This window comes from Marvinbryantia sp., from assembly GCF_047017445.1.
In the GTDB taxonomy this organism is placed as follows: Bacteria; Bacillota; Clostridia; order Lachnospirales; family Lachnospiraceae; genus Marvinbryantia.
The window spans coordinates 40,831-65,192 of sequence record NZ_JBKXTT010000013.1; the positions used below are offsets into that span (position 1 = coordinate 40,831).

The window sequence follows — 24,362 nt, forward strand, 5'->3', positions numbered from 1 at the left end:
TTTATAAGGAGGATATGGATATGAAGAAGAAACTTGTCAGCAGTATGATTCTTGCACTGGCGACTGTGCTTGTCAGTGCGGTTCCGGCGATGGCGGACAGCCGCAAGGTAGTTACGCTGGGCGCGGATCTGTCGCAGGATCAGAAGGACACCATGATGCGGTATTTCGGCGTGACCTATGATGGCGTAGATGTTATTTACATCAACAATACCGATGAGAGAAACCATCTTGGCTCTTATGTTCCGCTGGAGCAGATCGGAAACTATACATACAGCTGTGCGCTGGTAGCGCCGACCAGCTCGGGCGGCATCCAGGTAAAGACGGCAAATCTGGAGTGGGTAACATGCAACATGATCGCGTCCACCCTGTCAACCTCCGGCGTGACAAACTGCCAGGTGGTTGCGGCATGCCCGTTTAAGGTATCCGGCACCGGAGCGCTCACCGGCGTTATCATGGCTTACGAGCAGGCGAGCAAACAGACGCTTGATCCCGTTAAAGTAGAGCTTGCAAACCAGGAGCTGGTGACGACCGGAAACCTGGCGAACGAGGTCGGACAGAGCAAGGCGACTGCGGTGATCAACGAGACGAAGATCCAGGTTATTGAAAAGAATGTTACAAATATTGAAGAAATCACGAATATCGTCAATGAGGTGTCAAATGATTACGACATCACCATTAATGACGATCAGAGCGAAGAGATCGCAGAGCTGATGCAGCAGATCGCGGAGCAGGAGTACGATATCATCCAGCTGCAGGCAACGCTGGAGCGCGTACAGGCAAACGTAGCCGGCGACGCGGGCGCTTCTGAGGAAAAGCAGCAGGAGGCTGAGCAGCGCGCACAGGAAGCGGAAGCGGCTGCGGAGGAAGCTGCGAAGGCGGATCTGGAAGAGGATGATGACGGCGCAGTGATCGTGGTTGACGATACAGAGGAAGACAATATTCTGGATAATACCGATCCTTCGGCACTGGAGGGCGACGGAAATGTTGTTTCCGAGGAGGACACCACGCAGACTGTGCAGGAGCAGTCTGAGCAGGAGACGGAAAATGAATTCGGCATCCCGGAAGCAACCGATGACGGAACGATCAACATAGAAGATCCGGTATTTACGACAGACGAAACGGAAGCAGAAGAGACGCTTCCGGAAGAGACCGAGACACAGCAGGGTGACGATGTGCTGATCCTGGATAATATCGACGGTGCGTCTGAGACGGAGGCGCCGCAGGAGACCGACCCGGCAGTGCAGGAAACGGAACCGGCAGCGCTGGAGACGGAGGCACAGGAAACAGAACCGGCAGCGCTGGAGACGGAAGCAACGGAAACAGAGCTGTTTGAGGAGCCGGTCGTTGTGGCAGAGGAAAATCTGCAGGGTGAGGACCGTGCACTTTATGATGAAGTGAAGGCGGATCTGGATCTTGCGTTTAGCAGCACGACGATCAGCAGCGAGGACGGCACGTCGCAGGTATATCTTACGGAAACAGCGGCGCAGGTTCTTCCGAAGAAGGTAGAGCAGTATCTCATAAAGGTGCTGACGCTGGGCGTGGATTCCGTAGAGATGGAAGAAGCAGTAGATCCGACGATCAGCCAGACGATTATCGCAGATACCGAAGCACAGGCGCCGGATAAATCCTATGAGGATGAGGAGATGGTGCAGCTCGATAAATACGTGAGAAGACTGATCTTTATGGATTCCGAAAACTTCCTTGCAGACAGCTATCTGGAGGACGCGGATAAGGTGGTTCTTTACGATCGCATCATGGGAGTTCTGGAGGATGCTTATAAAGTAGAGGATACCGGGGCTGAGCAGGAAGCTGCAGACGCGGAGAGCCTGGATGAGCCGGATGCGGCGGATGGAGCAGAGCTTGAATTTGATGAGAGCAGCGCGGAAGATCCTGACGCGGAAGTGCTCGATGAATTTGCGGATTTCGAGGAAGAGATGGGAAATTTCTAGGAAGAGATGGGAAATTTCCAGGAGAAGCTTTTGGATAACAGGATTATGGCTTGGAGACGTTAAAAAGGAGCTGCGGCAGAAATGCCGCGGCTCCTTGGTTTTTTGATAAATTTGTCAGGAAACTGTATGATTGTTTAGCATGTCCTGGATCACACTGCGGGTATAGGCGCCAAGAAATTTTTTCTCTTCCTTGCTCAGCTCTTTCGGATAAATTGGCTTGCCATATTCCAGGGTGACATGCACCGGTTTGATTTTTGGAATGTGATTTTCAAAAATATTGTCGGAATTTGTGATCGCCATCGGAATGATCGCACAGCCTGTTTTCTCCGCCATCTTCAGACTGCCTTCTTTAAATGGAAGCAGCTCCGGCTCATGGTTTCTGGTGCCCTCCGGAAAGATGCAGATGGAAATTCCGTCTTTGATTTTCTGGATACCGGTGAGGATTGTTTTTAATCCCTGTTTAATATCCGTCCGGTTCAGAAACAGGCAGTGCAGACGCTTCATCCAGGTGGAGAGCAGCGGGATCTTTTCCATGCTGTCCTTTGCCACGTAGCCGGTCAGTCCCGGACAACGGCAGTAGGTCATCAGAATATCAAAATAGCTTCTGTGGTTTCCAACATAGAGAACCGCTTCGTCCTTTGGAACATTTTCGTAACCGATTACCGTGATTTTCGCCCCGGTTTCCCAGAGAATAAACCGGAACACGGCCTGAATGATCCGCAGGGAAGAAATATCCCGCGCGCGCGGATTGAATTTTCCGATGATCCATTCCACAATCAGAATTGGAATGGAAAGAATCAGAAAACCGATAACAGTAACTGCAACAATGAGAAAACGTATCATGATATACAAAGCCTCCCTTGAAACATACACGGCGCCGGGCAATGACGCACTTTTGCGTCTGCTCCCGGTGCCCGGTCGTTTGTGCTGTGTTTAGTATACAGAAAAACCGGTCTGGTGGCAAGTATTTTGGAAAAAGGAATTTATTTTCTACTTGCATTATAAACAATAACATATTATAATTAATATACAACATTAAAATAAATATTGCAAAATGGAAGGATCTGTGATATGATAAGCTCATTGAAAATGTGTTATCTGTAGTTTCTGGATTACAATTCAAAGCCGTTCGGCTGCACATTTCAGAAAAATCAAAATGAATGCATGGAGGAGCTTATTTGCAGGAAAAAGATATTATTTTAAAAGAGTATCAGGAAAACAGCCGGCATTTCTGTGACTTTGTAAACGGTGTGCTGGCACCGGTAATCACTATCGTGTTTTATTATGGAGCACAAATCTGGAGCGGACCGACAGATTTGGCTGATATGGTGAAGATACCGGAGGAGTTTAAGTGGTTGAAAAAGTATGTCAGACCATATGCCATGCTTCTGGTTACGCCGGAAAATGTGGATGCGGCATGGTTTTCGGGAGGCTGGCGAGAGGTATTTGAAATTCTGCAAAGGCGGAATGACGAAAAAGAAATGCAGCGTTATCTACAGGAAAAACGGGATATATACGAAGCATTGCCGGAGGATACCAATCGTCTGATTTTTGCATTGACAGGACATCTGGATTACTATAATGATTTAAAAAGGAAAGGAGAGCGGGCAATTATGTGCAAAGCGTTTGAGGACCATTATAAATCTGGAGTAGAAGAAGGAAAAATTATTGGAATAAGCCAGGGAATAAGTCAGGGAATAAGCCAGGGACTCAGTCGGGGAATCGGGGCGATGATACGGGAAAATCAGGAGGAGGGAAAAACAACGGAATCAATTGCAGACAAACTACAGAAATATTTTTCGCTGAGCCGGGAGGAAGCGTTGGGTTATATCAGATGTAATCAGAAATAATTTTACAAATTGCTAAAACCGCATTATACTATCCTTATAGATTGTAATGTTGCCGGACAGGAGGCATCAGGACTCTTTGATACGGCGGCAGGAAGAACTTGACTGGGAGGATTGAGAGGATGAAAAAAAGATTCTGGATGACGGCAGCCGCTGCGGCGGCAATGGCAGGATGCATCGGAGGTGCGGTACAGGCGGAGGAGACATTTCATGTCGGCATTTGTCAGCTGATACAGCATGAAGCGCTGGACAGTGCGACACAGGGCTTTAAGGATGCGCTGACGGAGAAATTCGGCGATAGTGTTATCATTGAGGAGCAGAATGCGCAGGGCGATTTCTATCTGTGCTCTACGATTATAAATAATTTTGTGGCGGGAAATGTGGATCTGATCCTGGCAAACGCCACGGCTTCCCTGCAGACGGCAGCCACCGCTACCAATCAGATCCCGATACTGGGAACATCGGTCACAAAATATGAGGCGGCGCTGCAGCTGGATGATTTTGACGGCACGGTAGGCGGAAACATTTCAGGCACCTCCGATCTTGCCCCGCTCGACCAGCAGGCGGCAATGATCCAGGAGCTGTTTCCGGAGGCAGAGACGGTGGGGCTTCTCTACTGCTCGGCAGAGCCGAACTCCGAGTATCAGATTGGCGTGATGACGGACGAGCTGCAGGCGCGCGGCTATACCTGCAAAGAATTTGGCTTTGCGGATTCCAATGATCTTGCTTCCGTGACCACAAGCGCGACACAGGAATGCGATGTGATCTTTGTCCCGACGGACAATACTGCGGCGGCGAATGCGGAGCTGATCGCCAACGTGTGCATTCCGGCGGGGATCCCGGTAGTTGCCGGGGAGGAAGGCATCTGCCGGAGCTGTGGGGTGGCGACGCTTTCCATTGACTATTATGATCTCGGTTATACCACCGGGCAGATGGCGATCCGCATTCTTGCGGACGGAGAGGATATCTCTGGGATGCCGATCGAATATGCGCCGGAGGTAACGAAGGAATACAATAAGGAAATTTGTGAAAAGCTTAATCTGGAAATCCCGGAAGACTATGTAGAATTGCAGATGGAGTGAGGGGTCGAGAGTGGAAAAGATAAAAAAGGCGTTTATTACGGCGTTTCCGCATACCATTCCGATTTTTGCCGGGTTCTGGTTTCTCGGTCTGACCTACGGGATCTATATGAATGTATCGGGGTTTAGCTTCTGGTATCCGATGGTGATGAGTATCACGATTTTCGCCGGTTCCATGGAATTTGTTACCTGCAATATGCTTCTCGGGGCATTCGATCCGCTGCAGGCGTTTGTGATGACGCTGATGATCAATGCGCGCCACCTGTTTTACGGCATCTCTATGTTGGACAAATTTAAGGGGACAGGCTGGAAAAAGTTTTATCTGATCTTTGGAATGTGTGATGAGACATTTTCCATCAATTATACCGCGAAGATACCGGAGGACGTGGACCGCGGCTGGTTTATGACCGCCGTCACCCTTCTCAACCAGTGCTACTGGTTTCTGGGAGCGACGCTTGGCGGGATTTTCGGCTCTTTTCTGACCTTCAACACGGAGGGACTGGATTTTGTAATGACGGCAATGTTTGTGGTGATCTTTATGGAGCAATGGCTGAAGGATAAAGATCACACCAGCGCGCTCCTGGGAATTGCGATATCGCTTCTGTGCCTGGTCGCTTTCGGGGCTGACAATTTTATCATCCCGTCCATGCTGGGAATACTCGGCGTACTGACGCTTTTGCGTGGGAAATTTGAGAGAGAGGAGGCGGTGCAGCTATGACGCTCACGCAGCAGATCATAACGATCGGTGTAGTTGTCCTGGGAACGATGCTGACGCGGTTCCTGCCGTTTCTGCTCTTTCCGGCAGGGAAACCGACGCCTAAATATATACAGTATCTCGGCAAGGTGCTTCCGGCGGCAGTATTTGGAATGCTGATCATCTACTGCCTGAAAAATGTTTCCGTTTTTTCCGGAAGTCATGCCCTGCCGGAGCTGATCTCGATTGCGGCAGTGATCGCGCTGCATCTGTGGAAACGGCAGATGCTTCTCTCGATCGCCGGCGGAACGGTTCTCTATATGCTGCTCGTGCAGTTTATTTTTTAGAAGGCGCACTGTTTTCGCCAGCTTTTGCAGGATGCCGGAATCCGAGATAAATCGCCTGCGCAGGGCAGGCATCGCGGCACTCGCCGCAGCGGATGCATTCCGCAGAATCGGGATGCTTTACCGGATCAACATCCATTTTACAGACGTGGGCGCATTTCTGGCAGCCCACGCATTTTTTTTCGTCTACCTCCAGATGATAAATACTGATCTTATTCAGCAGTCCGTAAATTGCGCCAAGCGGACACATTGCCTTGCAGAAAAAGCGGTAAATGGACATACAGCCGACGATCGTCAGAACCAGGATCGCCGCTTTCAGACTGAACAGCTCCCCGATAACGGCCCGGAGCCGCGGATTGGAAAGAAGCAGCGGAATACCGCCCTCCAGTGTCCCGGCAGGGCAGATAAATTCGCAGAATGCTGGTTTTCCCATGCCCATATAATCGGTGGCCACGATCGGCAGCAAAATGACAAAAATCACCAGTATCGCGTATTTCAGATAGCGCAGAGGCTTTGGCAGCTTTCGCTTTGGGAACGGGATTTTGTGCAGCAGCTCCTGCAGCAGTCCGAAAGGACAGAGAAAGCCGCAGATCGCGCGCCCAAAGAGCACGCCGACTGCAAGTAAAAACCCAACCACGTAAAAGCTGAATTTAAAATTCATGGAGCCGCTGACTGCCTGCAGCGCACCGATGGGGCAGGCGAGCGTCGCCGCCGGGCAGGAATAGCAATTCAGCCCCGGATTGCAGAACTGCTTCCAGGAGCCGGTGTACAGGCTGCCGCTTTTAAAATTTCCAAGGTGAATGTTGGAGAATCCAAACGCGGCGATCTGGATCAGCTTTCGTTTTACAGCATTTGTAAATTTCATATGTAGTTACCCCAGTCCGATGCATTCCATGCAGATATAGATTGCCTTGTTCAGAACGAGCGCCACCTCGCCGCGCGAGACGCCGTAAATAAGAAACAGCACAGCGGCAGCAAGCGCGCCCGCCTGCAGCAGATGCCTTGTGCGGCTACGCATCTGCCTGCTCCGTAGAGTCTGTCTTTGCCGATTCTGCCTGCTCTGCGTCTGCCGGCGCTGCCTGATTTGCATCTGTATCCGGGTATTCTGCCTTATATTCTTCAATGCGCTCACGGTAAGCGTCCACGTCTGCGCCCTCGATCCATTGTCCGAGGATTTTGCCGTCCTTATCAACAAAGAAGGTGCTGGGCACGCCGGTCACGGAAGAAAGAAACTCTGTAAAATCTTCATTGGCGATCAGATGCGTAAATCCGGCGTCCGCCTTTTCCGTGATCTGACCGGCAAGATCAAGATTCGTCTGCGAAACCTCATTCTTCTGATCCATAATGTCGATGACAAGTCCGATCATCTGCATGTTCTCCGGAAGCTCCTGCGCAAGTTCGCCAAGCTCCGGCATCTCGGCGATGCAGGGAGAGCAGAAGGTGCCCCAGACATTCACCATCGTAATATCCTTATCTGCAAAAATATCCTCTGTCACCTTGTTGCCTTCGATATCCTGCGTGGTGAACGCGGGAACCTCTGTCGGAAGCTTGTCGCTGTCCCAGAGCATTGCTCCGGCGGAAAACCCGGAGAGGGTGAAGAGAACGGCAGCGCAGGACAGCGCCGCGGCAAATTTTTTCTTTAACATAATACAACCTCGCTTTCCATTTCTTTAAATGTCTGAATCTGCTCTCATTGTAATGGATTAGCAAAGGAAAAGCAAATTCATTTTTATGAATTAACTGTGAAGAAGCATATGCGGCGAAACTGCTTCATAAGCATATAAAAAAGAAATGTGGGAAGCCATGAAGTATTTGTGGAAAAGAGTGTGTTTCTGTCTGCTTTTGCTGGGAGTGACTGCGCTGCTTGCCGGATGCGGGGAGACAGAGCCGGAGGGAAAGATCCGTGATCTGGAATTTACGGTTCTTGAGGAGAGCGACATACCGAAGGCGCTTGCCGAGGTGATTGAGGAGAACAAACAAAAAGAGATGAAGCTGAGCTACCAGAACGAAGGCTATCTTTACATAGCGCGGGGCTTTGGAGAGCAGAAAACCGGCGGGTACAGCATTTCCGTACCGCAGTTTTATCTTGCTGAGGACGGTATCCATGTGAAATTTGAGCTGATCGGTCCGCAGAGCGGAACGGAGATTAAGGAGGAAGCCTCCTATCCGTATATTGTCATCAAAACGGAGGGACTGGACGAGACGATTATGTTTGAGTGACGGAAAGAAATTCGCCTATATGTGCCTTTACAGCGCATATGGGCGAATTTTTTTGAAAAATTCACTTGCAATATACCCCGTGAGGGTATATAATGCAAATATACCCCATAAGGGTATAAGGAGGCGCATATGAAAGAACAAAATGAGGCAACCTATAACGAAAAGGAAGCAAAGGAGTGCTGCTGCGCCAGGACAAAAGAGCGCAGTGAGAAGGAATATAAGGATCTGATCCATCGCCTGAACCGCATTGAGGGGCAGATACGCGGCATCAAAGGAATGGTGGAGAAAAATGCCTACTGCCCGGATATTCTGGTGCAGGTGGCGGCGGCAAACGCTGCATTAAACAGCTTCAATAAGGTGCTGCTCGCCAATCATATCCGCACCTGCGTCGTCCGCGACCTGCATGAGGGCAGAGAAGAGACGGTGGACGAGCTGGTGGCAGTGCTGCAGAAATTAATGAAGTAGAAGATGGGAGTGATAATCCATGAAACAGTATACAGTAACCGGTATGAGCTGCGCGGCGTGCAGCGCGCGCGTGGAAAAAGCGGTATCGAAGGTGCCGGGGGTGGAGGCGTGCTCGGTCAGCCTGCTGACGAATTCCATGGGGGTGGAGGGCACCGCTTCCGATAGCGCTGTCATAGCGGCGGTCACGGAAGCGGGATACGGCGCATCTGTGAAGGGAGCGCACGACAACGGAAAAGCAGCCTCAGCCGCGAATGATGAGGAGCTTTTAAAGGACAGGGAGACGCCGGTTCTGAAAAAGCGTCTGTGGGCATCCGTCGGTTTTCTGATCGTTCTGATGTATTTTTCGATGGGGCATATGATGTGGGGCTGGCCGGTGCCGTCCTTTTTTGAAAATAATCATGTGGCGATGGGGCTTCTGCAGCTTCTTCTCACTGTGATCATCATGGTGATCAACCAGAAATTTTTCATCAGCGGTTTTCGCGGGCTGCTGCACGGCGCGCCCAATATGGACACGCTGGTGGCGCTCGGCTCCGGGGCGTCCTTCGTATATAGCACCTACGCGCTGTTTGCGATGACGGATGCGCAGGTAAAGGGAGATATGGCGGGCGTCATGTCGTATATGCATGAATTTTATTTCGAGTCGGCGGCGATGATCCTCACACTGATCACGGTGGGTAAGATGCTGGAGGCGCGCTCAAAGGGCAAAACGACGGATGCCCTGAAGGGGCTGATGAAGCTGGCACCGAAAAAAGCGACGGTTCTGCGCGACGGCGTTGAGACGGAAGTTTCCATCGAGCAGGTGCGAAAGGGTGATATGTTTGTCGTCCGTCCCGGAGAAAATATCCCGGTGGACGGTGTGGTAATTGAGGGCATCAGCGCGGTCAACGAGTCGGCGCTGACCGGCGAGAGCATCCCGGTGGACAAAGCGGCGGGGGACGCAGTATCAGCGGCGACCATCAACCAGTCGGGGTTCTTAAAATGTGAGGCAACGCGTGTGGGAGAGGATACCACGCTCTCGCAGATCATCCAGATGGTAAGCGACGCGGCGGCGACTAAGGCGCCGATCGCAAAGGTGGCGGACAAGGTGTCCGGCGTGTTCGTCCCGGCGGTCATCACGATCGCGGTTGTAACGATCATTGGCTGGCTGCTTGCCGGGGAGAGTGTCGGATTCGCGCTGGCGCGCGGTATTTCCGTACTGGTGATCAGTTGTCCGTGCGCGCTGGGGCTTGCGACGCCGGTAGCGATTATGGTTGGAAACGGCATGGGCGCGAAGAACGGTATTTTGTTTAAAACAGCAGTTTCCCTGGAGGAAACCGGCAAGACGGAAATCGTGGCGCTGGACAAAACGGGTACCATCACGCTCGGTGAACCGCGTGTGACAGATATGCTGCCGGCGAAGGGCTTTACGGAGGAAGAATTGCTCACACTTGCCTGTGCGTTGGAGCAGAAAAGCGAGCATCCGCTGGCGCGCGCCGTGCTTGCGCGTGCAGAGGCGGAGGGGATGACAGCACAGGAGGTATCTGATTTTGCGGCGCTTCCCGGAAACGGACTGACAGCGGTTCTGGAGGGCAGCACCTTAACCGGCGGCAATGCGCAGTTTATCGGCGCAAAGGTGCAGATACCGGAGGATGTGAAGGCGCAGGGAGAACGTCTGGCGGAGGAAGGAAAAACGCCGCTGTACTTTGCAAAGGACGAGAAACTTGCGGGCATTATCGCGGTGGCGGACGTCATTAAGGAAGACAGCCCGCAGGCAATTAAAGAGCTGCAGAACATGGGCGTTCATGTGGTGATGCTGACCGGAGACAATGAGCGGACAGCGCGTGCAATCGGACGGCAGGCGGGCGTCGACGAGGTGATCGCGGGCGTGCTGCCGGACGGAAAGGAGAGCGTGATCCGCAGCCTGAAACAGAAGGGAAAGGTTGCGATGGTCGGCGACGGCATCAACGATGCTCCGGCTCTGACGCGTGCGGATATCGGGATCGCGATCGGAGCGGGCACGGATGTTGCCATCGACGCGGCGGATATCGTGCTGATGAAGAGCCGGTTAAGCGACGTTCCGGCGGCGATCCGATTAAGCCGGGCTACTCTGCGGAACATTCACGAAAACCTGTTCTGGGCGTTTTTCTATAACGCGGTAGGAATCCCGCTCGCGATGGGACTGTGGATCCCGCTGAACGGATGGAAACTAAACCCGATGTTCGGAGCGGCGGCGATGAGCCTGTCCAGCTTCTGCGTGGTGACAAATGCACTGCGTTTGAATCTGTTCAAAATATATGATGCAGGCAGAGATAAAAAAATCAGAAAGAAAAAAGAGAAGGAGAGTAAGACGATGGAAAAGACAATGAAAATTGAAGGAATGATGTGCGGACACTGCGAGGCGAGAGTGAAGAAGGTGCTGGAAGCGCTGCCGGAGGTAGAGCAGGCGGCGGTCAGCCACCAGGAGGGCACGGCAGTCGTTACCCTGAATGCGCCGGTAGCTGACGAGCTGCTCAAAAAGACGGTCGAGGACCAGGATTACAAAGTAATTTCTATTTCATAGGTATGATACACGGAGAACGCCGGGCGTACTATGTGATTAAGCTGCCTCACCCGACATATGCCTGCAGCAGCCGGAGCGTATTTTCTGCGCCGTCGCGGTGGGAGCGCTCATAGCCGTGAGAGGCGTAGACGCCAGGACCGATCAGACCGTGTCTGGCGTCGATTCCGGCAGCGAGCGCTGCGTCGGCGTCGGAACCATAAAACGGATACACATCAGCAGCGTAGTCGATCCCGTGATCCTGCGCTGCTTTTATTAATGCCTTTACCACATCGTGATGATAGGGACCGCGGCTGTCCTTCACACAGATGGACACCTGGCGCTCCGTGCATTCCAGACCACTGCCCACGCAGCCCATATCGACGGAGAGAAGCTCCGTTACGTCAGATGGGATCGAGGCGCAGCCGCCGTGCCCGACCTCCTCAAAGACTGTGGCGTGCTGCCAGACCTTTCGCGGAAGCACGACGTTTTCCTCTTTCACGTATTTTGCGTAGCCGAGCAGGATCGCGGTGCTGAGCTTATCGTCAAGATAGCGGCTCTTGATGTAGCCGGAAGCCGTGATGCGTGTGCGCGGCTGCGGGCAGACATAGCACCCGGTCATAATGCCAAGCTTTTTCACATCATCTTTGGAGGACACCGGTTCGTCGAGCACCAGCTCCACGCTGTCGAAGGTGCGGGCGGTATCATTGTAGGATTTGTTTACATGGATAGAGGCGTCCGCGAGCTGGATGGTTCCCTCGTATGTTTTTCCGTCCATCGCGTAGACGGTGCAGTTTTCCGCCTCGACATTGTTGGCGTTTAAGCCTCCGATGGGCGTGAGGCGCAGACGGCCGTCGCTTTTTATCTCCGCGACCATTGCACCCAGCGTATCCACGTGTGCCAGCAGCATCAGCGCGTTGCCGTCGCCTCCGAGGTCGGCAAGAACGCCGCCCTTCACGGTTTTCTGCGGGGAATATCCGAGACGCCGGTATTCCTCCATCAGATAATCGGAGACTGCCCCGGTAAAGCCAGAGGGGCTGTCAATGGCGAGAAGCTTCTGCGCCTGTTCAAGAATATAATCTACATAATGATTCATATTGTGCCATCTTCCTTTCTGTCTGTATAAATGTTCGCCGCGTTCGTGCAGGAAAAACTGTGTTGCTGCTTCATCTGCTCACAGCCACAAACCCGTGCAGAATTCAGTTTAACATACTTTGCGCCAGACCGGAGCAAAAAAAGAAAAAATCTTATACGATGGATGAAGGTGTTACGACAGATTACAAAAACAGAACAAAAGTTCGAAAAATGTACTGTACTTTTTTTGATTTGTCTGCTATACTATGCTCAGAGTGATTTTTGGGTTACTGTTTAGGTTAGGACTTTGCATTCACTGCAAAGTCCGTAAGAAAGTGATACAGGTGTGAGCAAATCCCATTCGCGGAGCGAATTTTAAATGGATTTGCGAATGTTACTGTGAACAGTAACATTTTTGGAGGACATGCCATGGAGCAGATGACCTTATTTGACGACAGAGAAAAAACGGTGCCGCTTGCCAGCCGTCTGCGCCCGACGCGGCTGGAGGATTTTGTGGGGCAGGAGCATCTGCTCGGTCCGGGAAAGATGCTGCGCAGGCTGATCGAAAGCGATCAGATCTCCTCGATGATCTTCTGGGGACCGCCGGGTGTCGGAAAGACGACGCTTGCCGGGATCATTGCGGCGCACACGCGGGCAGATTTTATTAATTTCAGTGCGGTCACGAGCGGCATCAAGGAGATCAAAGAAGTGATGCAGCAGGCGGAAAACAGCCGCCGGATGGGGCAGAGAACCGTGCTTTTTGTGGACGAGATCCATCGCTTCAACAAGGCGCAGCAGGACGCTTTTCTTCCGTTTGTAGAAAAGGGCAGCATCATACTGATCGGTGCTACCACGGAAAACCCGTCCTTTGAGGTAAACGCGGCGCTTCTGTCGCGCTGCCGGGTGTTTGTGCTGAAGGCGCTGGAGGAAAAGGATCTTGTACAGCTTCTCAAAAATGCATTGTCAAGTCCGTCCGGCTTTTTAAATTCCAACGTAAAAATGAGTGAGCGGCAGATCGCGGCGATCGCAGCGTTTGCAAACGGCGACGCGCGCACAGCGCTCAACACGCTGGAGATGGCGGTCACAAACGGCGAGATCAGCGCGGAGGGAATCACCGTCACGGATGAAGGTCTGGAGCAGTGTATCAGCCGGAAGTCTCTTTTATATGATAAAAGCGGCGAGGAGCATTACAATCTTATCTCCGCACTGCATAAATCCATGCGCAACAGCGATCCGGACGCGGCGATCTACTGGATGTGCCGGATGCTGGAGGGCGGCGAAAATCCGCTGTATATTGCCCGCAGGCTTATCCGTTTTGCCAGCGAGGACGTCGGTATGGCGGACAGTCAGGCGCTGCAGGTGGCGGTGGCGGCGTACCAGGCGTGCCACTTTCTGGGGATGCCGGAGTGCGACGTCCATCTGACGCATGCAGTCACCTATCTTGCGATGGCGCCGAAATCAAATGCGCTTTACGCGGCGTGCGAGGAATGCAAGCGCGATGTGAAGGAGCGCCGGGCGGAGCCGGTTCCGCTCTGGCTGCGCAACGCTCCCACAGGGTTGATGAAAGATTTGCATTACGGGGAAGGGTATCAGTATGCGCACGACACCGAGGAGAAGCTGACGGCGATGCAGTGTCTGCCCGAATCCCTGGCGGATCGCGAATACTACCGCCCGACCACGCAGGGAGCGGAAGAGAAAGTAAAAAAACATTTAGAAGAAGTAAAGGAGTGGAAGCGACATGAGCGAACAGCTCACAAGAGAACTATTTGATTTTATAGAAGAAAGCCCAAGCTGTTTTCATGCGGTGGAATCCACGCGCAAACAGCTTGACGGTGCGGGTTATACACAGCTTCTGGAAAGCAGACCGTGGAGCCTTGTGCCCGGCGGAAAATATTATGTGGTGCGCAATGGTTCCTCTCTGATTGCGTTCCGTATCCCGGAGAAGGAAATCTGCGGCTTTCAGATTATGGCGAGCCACAGCGATTCTCCGAGCTTTAAGATTAAGGAAAATCCGGAGATGGAGGCGGAAGGGCATTATGTAAAGCTGAATGTGGAAAAGTACGGCGGTATGCTGATGTCGCCCTGGTTCGACCGCCCGCTCTCGGTAGCTGGTCGTCTGATGGTGCGTGAGGACGGGCAGATTAAGGCAAAGCTTGTCAATGTAGACCGCGATCTTCTGATGATCCCCAATCTTGCCATCCACATGAACCGGGAAGCAAATGACGGTATGAAATACAATGTGCAGAAGGATCTGCTGCCGCTCTATGGGGATGAGAAGGCGAAGGGCAGCTTTGCGGCGCTGATCGCAGAGAGCGCCGGGGTATCGCCGGAGGCGGTGATCGGAAGCGACCTGTTTTTATACAACCGTATGCCGGGCAGCATCTGGGGTGCGAACCGGGAATATATTTCCATCGGAAAGCTGGACGATCTGCAGTGCGCGTTTTCTTCGCTGAAGGGATTCCTGGAGGCCGGGGAAGGCGGGAGTATTCCGGTGCACTGTGTTTTTGACAACGAGGAAGTGGGCAGCGGCACCCGGCAGGGCGCAGCGTCAACCTTTTTATATGACACGCTTGCAAATATCTGCGAGGCGCTGGGAAAGACGATGATGGAGTACCGCAGGATGCTGGCGTCCAGCTTTATGCTCTCGGCGGATAATGCGCAGGGCGTGCATCCCAATTACGGGGAAAAGGCGTGCCCGACCAACCGCCCGTACTTAAACGGCGGTATCGTGCTCAAATACAGCGCGAACCAGAAATACACCACGGACGGCATTGCGGCGGCGGTGTTTAAGGAAATCTGCCGCATCGCAGAGGTGCCTTACCAGAATTATGTAAATCGCTCGGATATTCTGGGCGGCTCGACGCTCGGCAATATCTCCGGCACGCAGGTGGCGGTTGCCACGGTAGATATCGGGCTTGCACAGCTCGCGATGCACTCGCCTTACGAGACGGCGGGTATCCGCGACACCGCATACCTTGTGAAAGCGGCGAAGGTATTCTTTGAGAGCAGCGTGCAGGAAACGGGTTACGGGAGCCTGCGGTTGCTCCGCGGTGAGCAATGAGATTACAGGCAGGTTATGTCCCGCAGCCTGCGGCGGGGGATCTGACGAAAAACGAGGAGGAAACGGTAATGAATTTCAAAATGATTCACGAAAATTACAATGTTGCGGATCTGGAGGTATCTGAGAAATTTTATGAAAAGGCACTTGGTCTTACAGAGAAGCGCCGTATTAACGGCGAGGGATTTGTGATCGCCTATCTCGGCAATGAGCAGTCCGATTTTGAACTGGAGCTTACCTGTCTGGAGGAGCATCCGCAGAAATATGACCTGGGCGAATGCGAGTTTCATCTGGCGTTTCGCGTGGACGATTTTGACGCGGCGCATCAGCTTCATAAGGAGATGGGCTGTATCTGTTTTGAAAACCCGGAGATGGGCATTTACTTTATCGCCGATCCCGACGGTTACTGGCTGGAGATCGTGCCGGCAGGGAAATGAGGATGTCGAAAGAACATGAAAACGACGTCCCGGAAGCAGAGGTTTTCCGGGAAAAATAAAAAGAAAGATGTGATATCAATGAATGCAGAGGCATTAAAGAAGCATATTTTTGATACGGTAAAGGAGTGGCAGCTGAAAATCGGTTTTCTGGATGAGGATATGAAGCTTTATTATCCGGCGCAGTCCCTGAAATCCCTGCTGGGACTTTCAGAAGGAATTTCCGCGGAAGAGCTGGAAGAGGCGCTTACCGCTTTTTCCAGGGAAGTGCGTCCGCTGCTGGGCGAGCTGAAAATTTCTCACAATGGCGAGCGCTATTGTCTGGATATTCCGTCGAAGGGGTGTGCTTACATTGCAAATGAAGTGCCGGAACCGGCGTTTTTAAAGAAGCTTCTGGCGGTGATCACAGCGCCGGGGAAAACGCTTGATGATGTGCGGCAGTGTTTTGCTGATCACGCCGCCGGGCAGCAGGTTGGCTTTGTGGAAAAGGACGGGGCACACGATGGTATGGGACACGTTTTTTACTTCGGGGAAGGCGCGGATGACTGCTATGTGTACTGCGTGGAGGAAAATGAATTTGGGCTTACCTATCACCGTTTTGGAAAAGAGGATTATGAACATGACCTGATATGAGCGGGACGCGCAGGCGTCCGGATAAGGTCTATTTCAGCCCCTCTCTGCATAGACTGCTAAGAGACTATGCAGGGAGGGATTTTTTGTGGAATTATTGAAGAAAAATATACATATGATGCGCGAGAAGGGGAGAACCGTCAACCGGATCACACTGGAGGAGGACTGCAATGTGCCGGACTCCCAGGCGGATGCCGAGCGCATCATTCAGAACAAGGCGGAGGTAAAGATCGAGGACGTGCAGGTGGACGTCGACCAGATTACCATTACGGGCGTTCTGCAGGTTTGCGTGCTGTATATTGCGGACACGCCGGAGCATCCGCTTGGCAGGCTGGATGCAAAGCTGTCCTTTAAGGAGAAGCAGAACCTGCCGGGAGCCGTTCCGGGGGAGAATGTGCATCTGAAATGGGACGTGGAGGACATCAATGTATCGCTGATCAATTCCCGAAAGCTGAGCCTGAAGGCGCTGCTTGCCTTTACCGCCTCGACGGAGGAAATCTACGACGCGCAGGCGGCGGTGGAGCTGCACGGCGTTTCCGAGGTGAGCACGCTGACGAAGGATCTGGAGCTGCTGCAGCTTGTCGTCCAGAAAAAGGATATCCTGCGCATCAAAGACGAGGCGACCGTTTCCTCCAATAAACCCAACATTGCAAACGTTCTGTGGGAGAGCATTCAGCTTCGCGGGACCGACAGCCGTGTGCTGGACGGACAGCTTGATATCAAGGGCGAGCTGTTTGTGTTCGTGCTGTATGAAGGAGATGACGAAAACCGCACGAAGCAGTGGCTGGAGACGGCGCTGCCGTTCCAGGGAACGATTGAGTGCAAGGAATGCACGGCGGATATGATTCCGCAGATCGACATTGTGCTCTCGCAAAGCAGCCTGGAGGTTCTGGAGGATTACGACGGCGAGCGCCGCCTGCTTTCCATAGAGGCAGTGCTGGATCTGGATATCAAGCTGTACGTAGAGGAGCAGGTGCGGATTCTGGAAGATATCTATTCCCCGGTGCGCAATCTGCAGCCGGTCACACAGCAGCAGGTTTATGAGAGTCTTCTGGTGAAGAATTTTTCTAAGATCCGCGCGAGCGAGCGCATCCGTCTGGACGGGAAACAGCCGCGTGTGCTGCAGACCTGCAGCAGCCGCGGGGAGGTGCGCATTGATAATACCGCAATTACAGAAAAGGGAATCGAAGTGGAGGGCGCGGTCTTTGTCACCATTTTGTATGTTTCCTCGGACGACCGGGCGCCCTATGCGGTCATGGAGGGCGCAGTGCCGTTTACGCAGCTCATCGAAGTGAAGAATATTACGCCGGAGTGCCGGTTTACCTTGCAGACTGATCTGGAGCAGCTATCCACGACCATGATCGACAGCGAAGAAATCGAGGCGAAGATCATTGTGAACCTGAACGCCTTTGTGGTGCGCGTTCACCATGAGCAGTGCATTGTGGACATTGAAGAAAAAGAAATGGATCTGAAGAAGCTGCAGGAGCTTCCGGGCATTGTCGGATACATTGTGCAGCCGGGGGATACCCTGTGGGAGATCTCCAAGCATTATTTTACGACGCCGCAGCGGATATGTGCGCTGAATAAAGTGGAAGAAAAGGACGTCCGGCCGGGAACGCAGCTGATTATTTTGAAAACAGTGAGCTGACAGTGGTTGCAATCCTGTACGGAACATGATACAATTTTAATAGAATTGTATACAAAATACGAGTGGGGTACAAGATGAAGGAAATTAAACTGAAAGCAAAGGCGAAGATCAATCTTGGTCTTGATGTACTGCGAAAAAGAGAAGACGGCTATCACGAAGTACGAATGATTATGCAGACGATTCCGCTGTACGATAAGCTGACGATCCGTACGGCGGAGGATGCGCAGATTCGTGTTCAGACGAACCTGCATTTTCTGCCGGTCGGGGAGGACAATCTGGCGTATAGGGCGGCAAAGCTGCTGATGGACGAGTTTCAGATAAAGCAGGGCGTGGAGATAGAGCTTGCTAAATATATTCCGGTGGCAGCTGGTATGGCGGGCGGCAGTTCCGACGCCGCAGCCACGCTGGTGGGTGTGAATAAATTGTTTGAGCTGGGGCTGTCCACGGAGGAGCTGATGGCGCGCGGTGTGAAGATCGGGGCGGATGTGCCGTTCTGCGTTATGCGCGGGACCGCGCTGGCGGAGGGGATCGGCGAGAAGCTTACGCCGCTGCCGCCCATGCCGAAATGTCATATACTGATCGCAAAGCCGGGCATCCATGTATCGACAAAATTTGTGTACGGAAATCTGCGGGCGAATGAATTGAAGGAGCATCCGGATATCGACGGACAGATCGGGGCGTTAAAGCGCGGCGACCTTTATGAGCTTGCACGCCTTATGGGAAATGTACTGGAAACCGTCACTATCCCGGAGTATCCGGTCATCCGCCGGATCAAAGAAACCATGATAGAATGCGGCGCGCTGAATGCAATGATGAGCGGAAGCGGTCCGACTGTTTTTGGACTTTTTGAGGACGAAGAGGCGGCAAAGGAGGCTTACCGCGTGCTCAGCGGGGGAGAGGACGCGAAGCAGGTGTATCTTGTATGAGCGGATTTCGAATGTTTTTCGTGATTTAGCTGATTTTATAAGGACAAAACGATAATGTACGGAGGAGAAAATGAACGATAATTTCCAGGTGGATATGAACGAATACCTTCCGCTGCGGGATGTGGTATTTAATACATTGCGAAGAGCAATTTTAAAAGGAGAATTAAAGCCGGGCGAGCGCCTGATGGAAATTCAGCTTGCACAGCGTCTTGGAGTGAGCCGCACACCGGTGCGGGAGGCGATCCGCAAGCTGGAGCTGGAGGGGCTGGTAAATATGATGCCGCGGCGCGGCGCTGTGGTGGCAGAGATCACCCTGCAGGATCTGGAGGATGTGCTGGAGGTGCGCGCCGTGCTGGAGGAGCTTGCCGTACAGAAGGCGTGCGAAAACATTACCGAGGATCAGCTGCGCGATCTGAAAAAGGCGGCGAATGACTTCAAACGCAGTCTGGAGGATGACAATCTGCTTGCCTGTGTGGAGACAGATATGGCATTCCACGAGATCATTTACAGCGCGGCAAATAACCGCCGTCTGCAGCAGATGCTCCAGAATATCCGCGAGCAGATGTACCGTTATCGTCTGGAATATCTGAAGGATAAGCGGATGCATCGCCTGCTGGTGGAGGAGCACGATACCATCCGCCGCGCTTTAAAGAAGAGGGATGCGGCGAAGGCGGGAAGCGCGATGCGCACGCATATCGACAACCAGAAGGAATCCATGGTGCGCAGCCTGACCGGAAGTGTTGACGCTTAATAAAAAAGGAAAAGATGGAGAGGAGGGGAACAGGCATAGCATATGGATATAGATTATCTGGAGGAATTTCTGGTAATTGTAGAGGAAGGACGTCTGGGCGAGGCGGCAGAACGGTTATACACGACCTCATCCTCGCTGTCGAAGCATATACGGGCGCTGGAGACGGAGTATGGTGTTGCGCTGTTTGACCGGAGCAAACGTAATATCCTGCCGAATGAGTATGGACAGATGCTGATTCCCTATGCCGAAAAAATAGTACAGCTCCATAGGGAAATAGAAAAGAAATTAGAGAAGAAAGCACTTTCCAACAGCCGGACGATTAATATCAGCGCCGGATACCGGATTATTGAGCTTGCGGTGGAGTTCCGGAAAAAATATCATATCAATCTGGATATCAATGAAAGCTATGAGGGATCGCAGCTGCTGCATAGCGGAGAGTGTGATCTTGGCTTTATGGTGAATGAGGAAAATCCGACAGGGGATATGGTGAAAATTCCCTATATGAAGGACTCGCTTGTAATGATCTGCAATCGCTCACATCCGCTTGCAGGAAGAAAAAAGGTTTCTCTTGCAGAATTGCGGGATGAAGATTTTGTGATGTTTCCCGACAGCGATAAAAACCGTATCAGCAAGATTATCTACAACACTGTGAGAGAAGCAGGGTTCGAACCGAAGGTGGCATTTACCGGTTCGGTTGGAAGCAATATTGTTGTGGCCGTTGCACAGAACATGGGCATTGCGCTTTTGTGGAAAAAGGCGCTCCGCTATATCATGCGTGAGGAAATTGCGGTGATAGAGGTGGAACCGGTAAAAGAAATTGAAATTTCTCTGTGTTATATGAAAAATCATAGTCTTTCGAAAGAAGAAAAGCTGTTTATAGAGTTTGTGAGAGAACGGTCAGAGCATGGCGAACCTGTTTTTGAGTGATGATGAGAAATGGGCCTTGTGTTTTAGATGGAAAATGTACGTCTGTTTATTTGTGAATATCTAACAAAAAAGAAAGCTGTAAATTTGGTAAAATGCCAGTTTATAGCTTTTTTATTTCTGTTTTGGACGTAATAAGGGCGGAATATGATTTGCTTCCTGGAACAAAAGAAATTATAATAACATCAACAAAAAAACACGGGAAAAACAGATTTTTTTGTTTAATTAAAACCATGAGCGCGCTTGGGTACAAAAAATAATTGTAAGATTCAACAAAGGAGGAAAAAGAATGAGAACAGGAAGAATGTATCGGGTATTGGGCATTTCGCTGACGGCAGCTATGCTGGCGGGCAGTTTTCCGGCTGCTGCAATGGCGGAAGAGAATGCGGGACCACAACTGGACGAATCCAGAAAAACAACGGCAAATAGTGACGAGCGGTATGATAAGATCGCAATTGGTCTGGTAAGCGATCCAAAAGATCTGGCACCGGAAAATACAGGTGGTGATAACAGCCTGCTGTACGTTAACTACAATTTTTATGAGACACTGTTTGATTATCGTGACAATGAATATGTTCCGATTCTTGCAAAAGGGTATACCGAGGTGGACGATCTGCACTGGCAGGTAGAGCTTTACGATTATATCACGGATACGGACGGCAACAATATTACAGCAAGTGATGTAGTGTATTCTATCTATACGCTGGTAGATGCCGGAAAAGCATTGAAATATGATAAATTTGAAAGCGTCGAGGCGATTGATGACTATACAGTAGAATTTACCTGGACTTCTCCGATCGACGGAATCGGGGATCTGGAATGGCCGTGGTGCCGTACCCCGATTTTCTCCCAGAAGGCGTACGAGGAAGGCAATTTTCACGAAGCACCGGTTGCGACCGGCCCGTATAAGGTGGCGGAGTATACAGTAGGCAGCAAGGTTGTACTGGAAGCAAATGACGATTACTGGCAGACAGATGAACTGAGAGATCCGGAGCACGAGGCAAATGTGCAGACAATTGAATATGACATTATTTCTGAGACAGCGCAGCATGTAATTGCGCTCAGCACCGGACAGATCCAGTATTCCGAGTACGTTCCGTCAGAGAATATTGCTGATTTCCAGGAGGGCGGTCAGTATGCCGATGGAAACGATGTTTATATTACGCAGGGAAGCGGTCTGCGTGTGCTGATGGGCAATAATGCAGAAAACAGTCCGATGAGTGATGTGAATCTGCGGAAAGCTGTATATTATGCAATCAATAATGAAGCGGTATCAACGGTTGGCGGCGCTGTCCTTCCGGCAAAAGCGCTTGGTACATCGTTCTTCGCAGATTATAATCCGGAGTGGGAAGCTGCAGAAAATAATTATATGGCTGTTTATGACGAGCAGAAGGCAAAAGAATATCTGGAGCAGTCCTCCTACAACGGGGAGACACTGAGAATCCTTGGCTCCAGCACAGAGATCGACAAGAACATGATGACCATGATCCAGGCGCTTCTTCTGAACGTTGGCATCAATACGGAGATCGTCGCAGAGGACGAAGCGCTGGTGCAGTCCGATTCTCTTGATCCGACAAAGTGGGATATGCTGATTACCAATGCAGGCGGCGGCTGTCAGATCGGCGAGTGGAACCGTTTCACCAATTACACGGAATTTGGAACAGACTACAATATGGCATATATTCACGATGAAACGCTGCAGGATTATCTGGTAACATGTACTACACTGGAGGGACATACTACAGAAAATATGAATGCAATGCATGACTATATTCTGGAAAACGGATATTACTGCGCATTAACTACAAGTGCAATGAATGCAGTGTATAGTGAAGACTTTGCATCACTTGTTTACCGCGAGAGCGAATTCCTGCGTGCAGGTTCCTGCGACTATTATCTCGACTGACAGGAAAAGGGGCGGCTTCGGTGAGTACCGCCCCGCTTATATTATTGGAGTTAGACTATGGGAAAATATATATTAAAAAGATTGCTGTGGATGATTGTAATAATTCTCGGTACATCGTTTATTATTTTTACAATTCTCTACTTTACCCCCGGAGATCCGGCGAAAATGATCGCGGGCGGAAGTGCAACTGCTGCGGAAGTAGAAAACCTGCGGCACATTATGGGGTTGGATCAGTCCTATTTTGAACAGCTGAAAAATTATTTTGTAGATACATTCATTCATTTTGATCTCGGAACCTCGTGGGTCTACAATAAGCCGGTAATTGAAGAGATGCTGGTGAGACTGCCGAGGACCATTATTATTGGTCTTTCCGCGATGATCCTGAATCTGATCATAGGTCTTCTGATGGGAATTTTTGCGGCGACGCATGAGGGAAAATGGCAGGATTCCCTGACGATGGGAATTGCTATGATATTCATTTCCTGCCCGGATTTCTGGGTGGCGCTGATGCTGATCCTGCTGTTTTCCGCAAAACTTGGTATTCTTCCTGCATATGGGATCGGCGGACCACAGTACTACATCATGCCGATCATATGCAGCGCACTTGGCGGAATTGCAGTAAACGCCAGGCAGACAAGAGCGAGTATGCTGGGCGTATTCCGTGAGGATTATATTACAACGGCAAGGGCAAAGGGACAGCGTGAAAAAGTCGTGGTATTCCGGCATATGCTGCCCAATGCGCTAATGCCGATCATCACTTCGATCGGAAACGGTTTTGCGCGTATCGTAGCAGGTTCTGCTGTTATTGAAAGTGTATTTTCCGTGCCGGGCATTGGTCTGTATTTGCTGACAGCGATTAATTCCAGAGATTATCCGGTAGTAAGATCGTGCGTGCTGTTTTTTGCGGTATTTACATCGCTGGCAATGCTGGCAGTTGATCTGGTGTACGCTTTTGTGGATCCCAGAATTAAGGCGCAGTACTCCAGTGCGCGGAAGGGGGCAAAAAAGAAATGAAGAAAAAAGACGGAATGTACCATCGGTACATGAAATCGGGCAAAACTTCCATGTTTGCGGAAACCATGCAGCGTCTCTGGGAGAACCCCGGCGCACGGGTCGGTCTTGTCATGCTGGCAATCATTTGTCTTGCCTGTATTTTTGCTCCGGTGATCGCGCCTTACGGTGTAAATGAGATGGATGTGGCAAATATGTTTAAAGGTCCGTCTGCCAGTCATATCTGTGGTACTGACGGTATGGGAAGAGATGTTTTTACCAGACTTCTTTATGGGGGACGCTATTCTCTGGCGCTTGGACTCTGCGCAGCCGTGTTTGGCTCTGTGGTAGGAACGATTATCGGAAGTATTGCCGGATATTTCGGCGGAAAGGTGGAGACGATCATTATGCGTATCATGGATATCTGGTCTTCCCTGCCGAGTATACTGCTGTGTATTCTGATCTCTGCTGTGCTCGGAAGCGGGTTTTTTAATACCGTACTTGCCCTTTCGGTAGGAAATGTGCCGGTTGGCGTGCGGCTGATCCGCGGACAGATTCTGGCGGAACGTTCGAAAGAATATCTGGAGGCAGCGGAATCAATCAAGTGTTCCAAGATCAGCATTATGTTCCGGCATCTGCTTCCGAATGTCATTTCTCCGGTAATTGTTGATGCGACGATGGGAATCGGTATGACGATCACAATGGCAGCAGCTCTTTCTTATATCGGGCTTGGCGTCCAGCCGCCTACACCGGAATGGGGAGCTATGCTTGCAGATGCAAGATCCCACATTTTGAATTATCCGTATCTGATCATGTTTCCGGGTCTGATTATTGCGTTTACGGTTCTCGCGATCAATCTGATCGGTGATGGACTGCGTGACGCGATGGATCCGAAACTGCGTAAATAG

At 51.3% G+C, this 24,362-nt stretch carries 24 protein-coding genes; 19 read left to right on the top strand and 5 right to left on the bottom strand.

Annotation, left to right across the window (positions count from 1 at the left end):
- Nucleotides 1-20 precede the first annotated feature (20 nt).
- On the top strand, nucleotides 21-1,949 hold the full coding sequence (locus tag ACLU9Q_RS14430; RefSeq protein WP_296906597.1) for a DUF1002 domain-containing protein: 1,929 nt from the start codon (nucleotides 21-23) through the stop codon (nucleotides 1,947-1,949).
- A 114-nt stretch (nucleotides 1,950-2,063) separates the two neighbouring features.
- On the opposite strand, the gene ACLU9Q_RS14435 is transcribed toward ACLU9Q_RS14430, so the two are convergent.
- Complete coding sequence (locus ACLU9Q_RS14435; RefSeq protein ID WP_296837120.1) at nucleotides 2,064-2,792, bottom strand: lysophospholipid acyltransferase family protein; 729 nt, start codon at nucleotides 2,790-2,792, stop codon at nucleotides 2,064-2,066.
- A gap of 335 nt (nucleotides 2,793-3,127) precedes the next feature.
- Between ACLU9Q_RS14435 and ACLU9Q_RS14440 the strand changes: the two genes are divergently transcribed.
- The 4 genes from ACLU9Q_RS14440 to ACLU9Q_RS14455 all read left to right on the top strand — a co-directional run bounded on the left by ACLU9Q_RS14440 (nucleotide 3,128) and on the right by ACLU9Q_RS14455 (nucleotide 5,916).
- The gene (locus tag ACLU9Q_RS14440; protein WP_296906599.1) at nucleotides 3,128-3,799 is read left to right on the top strand and encodes a hypothetical protein; all 672 of its coding nucleotides are present in this window, start codon (nucleotides 3,128-3,130) and stop codon (nucleotides 3,797-3,799) included.
- 119 nt (nucleotides 3,800-3,918) lie between these two features.
- The gene (locus ACLU9Q_RS14445) at nucleotides 3,919-4,878 is read left to right on the top strand and encodes an ABC transporter substrate-binding protein (RefSeq protein WP_296906601.1); all 960 of its coding nucleotides are present in this window, start codon (nucleotides 3,919-3,921) and stop codon (nucleotides 4,876-4,878) included.
- 10 nt (nucleotides 4,879-4,888) lie between these two features.
- Nucleotides 4,889-5,593: an AzlC family ABC transporter permease gene (locus ACLU9Q_RS14450; protein WP_296906603.1), complete on the top strand. Its 705-nt coding sequence runs from the start codon at nucleotides 4,889-4,891 to the stop codon at nucleotides 5,591-5,593.
- Entirely contained in the window at nucleotides 5,590-5,916 is a 327-nt protein-coding gene (locus ACLU9Q_RS14455) for a branched-chain amino acid transporter permease (RefSeq protein WP_296837108.1), read from the top strand. Before ACLU9Q_RS14450 ends, ACLU9Q_RS14455 begins: the two co-directional genes overlap by 4 nt.
- Here ACLU9Q_RS14455 and ACLU9Q_RS14460 read toward each other — a convergent pair.
- From ACLU9Q_RS14460 to ACLU9Q_RS14470, 3 genes are read right to left on the bottom strand one after another with little or no spacing between them, the layout of a single operon-like run.
- A complete protein-coding gene (locus tag ACLU9Q_RS14460) occupies nucleotides 5,906-6,778 on the bottom strand; it encodes a 4Fe-4S binding protein (RefSeq protein ID WP_296906606.1) in 873 nt (290 codons plus the stop codon). The two genes, ACLU9Q_RS14455 and ACLU9Q_RS14460, sit on opposite strands and share 11 nt — an antisense overlap.
- Nucleotides 6,779-6,784: 6 nt before the next feature.
- Nucleotides 6,785-6,931, bottom strand: coding sequence for a CD1871A family CXXC motif-containing protein (locus ACLU9Q_RS14465; RefSeq protein WP_296906609.1), 147 nt, complete (start codon nucleotides 6,929-6,931; stop codon nucleotides 6,785-6,787).
- On the bottom strand, nucleotides 6,924-7,559 hold the full coding sequence (locus ACLU9Q_RS14470) for a TlpA family protein disulfide reductase (RefSeq protein WP_296906612.1): 636 nt from the start codon (nucleotides 7,557-7,559) through the stop codon (nucleotides 6,924-6,926). Before ACLU9Q_RS14470 ends, ACLU9Q_RS14465 begins: the two co-directional genes overlap by 8 nt.
- 157 nt (nucleotides 7,560-7,716) lie before the next feature.
- Between ACLU9Q_RS14470 and ACLU9Q_RS14475 the strand changes: the two genes are divergently transcribed.
- The 3 genes from ACLU9Q_RS14475 to ACLU9Q_RS14485 all read left to right on the top strand — a co-directional run bounded on the left by ACLU9Q_RS14475 (nucleotide 7,717) and on the right by ACLU9Q_RS14485 (nucleotide 11,137).
- Nucleotides 7,717-8,133, top strand: coding sequence for a protease complex subunit PrcB family protein (locus ACLU9Q_RS14475; protein WP_296837096.1), 417 nt, complete (start codon nucleotides 7,717-7,719; stop codon nucleotides 8,131-8,133).
- Between the two features lie 129 nt (nucleotides 8,134-8,262).
- The gene (locus ACLU9Q_RS14480; protein WP_296837092.1) at nucleotides 8,263-8,598 is read left to right on the top strand and encodes a metal-sensing transcriptional repressor; all 336 of its coding nucleotides are present in this window, start codon (nucleotides 8,263-8,265) and stop codon (nucleotides 8,596-8,598) included.
- A gap of 19 nt (nucleotides 8,599-8,617) precedes the next feature.
- Nucleotides 8,618-11,137 (top strand): heavy metal translocating P-type ATPase, encoded by a 2,520-nt coding sequence (locus ACLU9Q_RS14485; RefSeq protein WP_296837089.1) that lies wholly within the window; start codon nucleotides 8,618-8,620, stop codon nucleotides 11,135-11,137.
- A gap of 46 nt (nucleotides 11,138-11,183) precedes the next feature.
- Here ACLU9Q_RS14485 and ACLU9Q_RS14490 read toward each other — a convergent pair whose 3' ends face one another.
- A complete protein-coding gene (locus ACLU9Q_RS14490; protein ID WP_296837086.1) occupies nucleotides 11,184-12,209 on the bottom strand; it encodes a M42 family metallopeptidase in 1,026 nt (341 codons plus the stop codon).
- A gap of 407 nt (nucleotides 12,210-12,616) precedes the next feature.
- Here ACLU9Q_RS14490 and ACLU9Q_RS14495 point away from each other — a divergent pair, with 407 nt between their 5' ends.
- The 11 genes from ACLU9Q_RS14495 to ACLU9Q_RS14545 all read left to right on the top strand — a co-directional run bounded on the left by ACLU9Q_RS14495 (nucleotide 12,617) and on the right by ACLU9Q_RS14545 (nucleotide 24,362).
- Nucleotides 12,617-13,957: a replication-associated recombination protein A gene (locus tag ACLU9Q_RS14495; protein ID WP_296831469.1), complete on the top strand. Its 1,341-nt coding sequence runs from the start codon at nucleotides 12,617-12,619 to the stop codon at nucleotides 13,955-13,957.
- A complete protein-coding gene (locus tag ACLU9Q_RS14500; RefSeq protein WP_296831464.1) occupies nucleotides 13,926-15,248 on the top strand; it encodes a M18 family aminopeptidase in 1,323 nt (440 codons plus the stop codon). The genes ACLU9Q_RS14495 and ACLU9Q_RS14500 overlap by 32 nt, the downstream gene beginning before the upstream one ends.
- Before the next feature lie 68 nt (nucleotides 15,249-15,316).
- A complete protein-coding gene (locus tag ACLU9Q_RS14505) occupies nucleotides 15,317-15,682 on the top strand; it encodes a VOC family protein (protein ID WP_296831468.1) in 366 nt (121 codons plus the stop codon).
- Between the two features lie 15 nt (nucleotides 15,683-15,697).
- Entirely contained in the window at nucleotides 15,698-16,312 is a 615-nt protein-coding gene (locus tag ACLU9Q_RS14510) for a DUF3877 family protein (protein ID WP_296831462.1), read from the top strand.
- 85 nt (nucleotides 16,313-16,397) lie between these two features.
- Nucleotides 16,398-17,957 carry a DUF3794 and LysM peptidoglycan-binding domain-containing protein gene (locus tag ACLU9Q_RS14515; RefSeq protein WP_296831460.1) on the top strand — a complete coding sequence of 520 codons (1,560 nt, stop codon included), beginning with the start codon at nucleotides 16,398-16,400 and terminating at the stop codon, nucleotides 17,955-17,957.
- 74 nt (nucleotides 17,958-18,031) lie between these two features.
- On the top strand, nucleotides 18,032-18,883 hold the full coding sequence (gene ispE, locus ACLU9Q_RS14520) for a 4-(cytidine 5'-diphospho)-2-C-methyl-D-erythritol kinase (RefSeq protein WP_296831458.1): 852 nt from the start codon (nucleotides 18,032-18,034) through the stop codon (nucleotides 18,881-18,883).
- A 70-nt stretch (nucleotides 18,884-18,953) separates the two neighbouring features.
- Nucleotides 18,954-19,634 (top strand): GntR family transcriptional regulator, encoded by a 681-nt coding sequence (locus ACLU9Q_RS14525; protein WP_296831456.1) that lies wholly within the window; start codon nucleotides 18,954-18,956, stop codon nucleotides 19,632-19,634.
- A 42-nt stretch (nucleotides 19,635-19,676) separates the two neighbouring features.
- Nucleotides 19,677-20,561 (top strand): LysR family transcriptional regulator, encoded by an 885-nt coding sequence (locus tag ACLU9Q_RS14530; RefSeq protein ID WP_296831454.1) that lies wholly within the window; start codon nucleotides 19,677-19,679, stop codon nucleotides 20,559-20,561.
- Between the two features lie 286 nt (nucleotides 20,562-20,847).
- Nucleotides 20,848-22,464: an ABC transporter substrate-binding protein gene (locus ACLU9Q_RS14535; protein WP_296831452.1), complete on the top strand. Its 1,617-nt coding sequence runs from the start codon at nucleotides 20,848-20,850 to the stop codon at nucleotides 22,462-22,464.
- A 57-nt stretch (nucleotides 22,465-22,521) separates the two neighbouring features.
- The gene (locus tag ACLU9Q_RS14540; RefSeq protein ID WP_296831449.1) at nucleotides 22,522-23,478 is read left to right on the top strand and encodes an ABC transporter permease; all 957 of its coding nucleotides are present in this window, start codon (nucleotides 22,522-22,524) and stop codon (nucleotides 23,476-23,478) included.
- Nucleotides 23,475-24,362, top strand: coding sequence for an ABC transporter permease (locus ACLU9Q_RS14545; protein ID WP_296831447.1), 888 nt, complete (start codon nucleotides 23,475-23,477; stop codon nucleotides 24,360-24,362). Before ACLU9Q_RS14540 ends, ACLU9Q_RS14545 begins: the two co-directional genes overlap by 4 nt.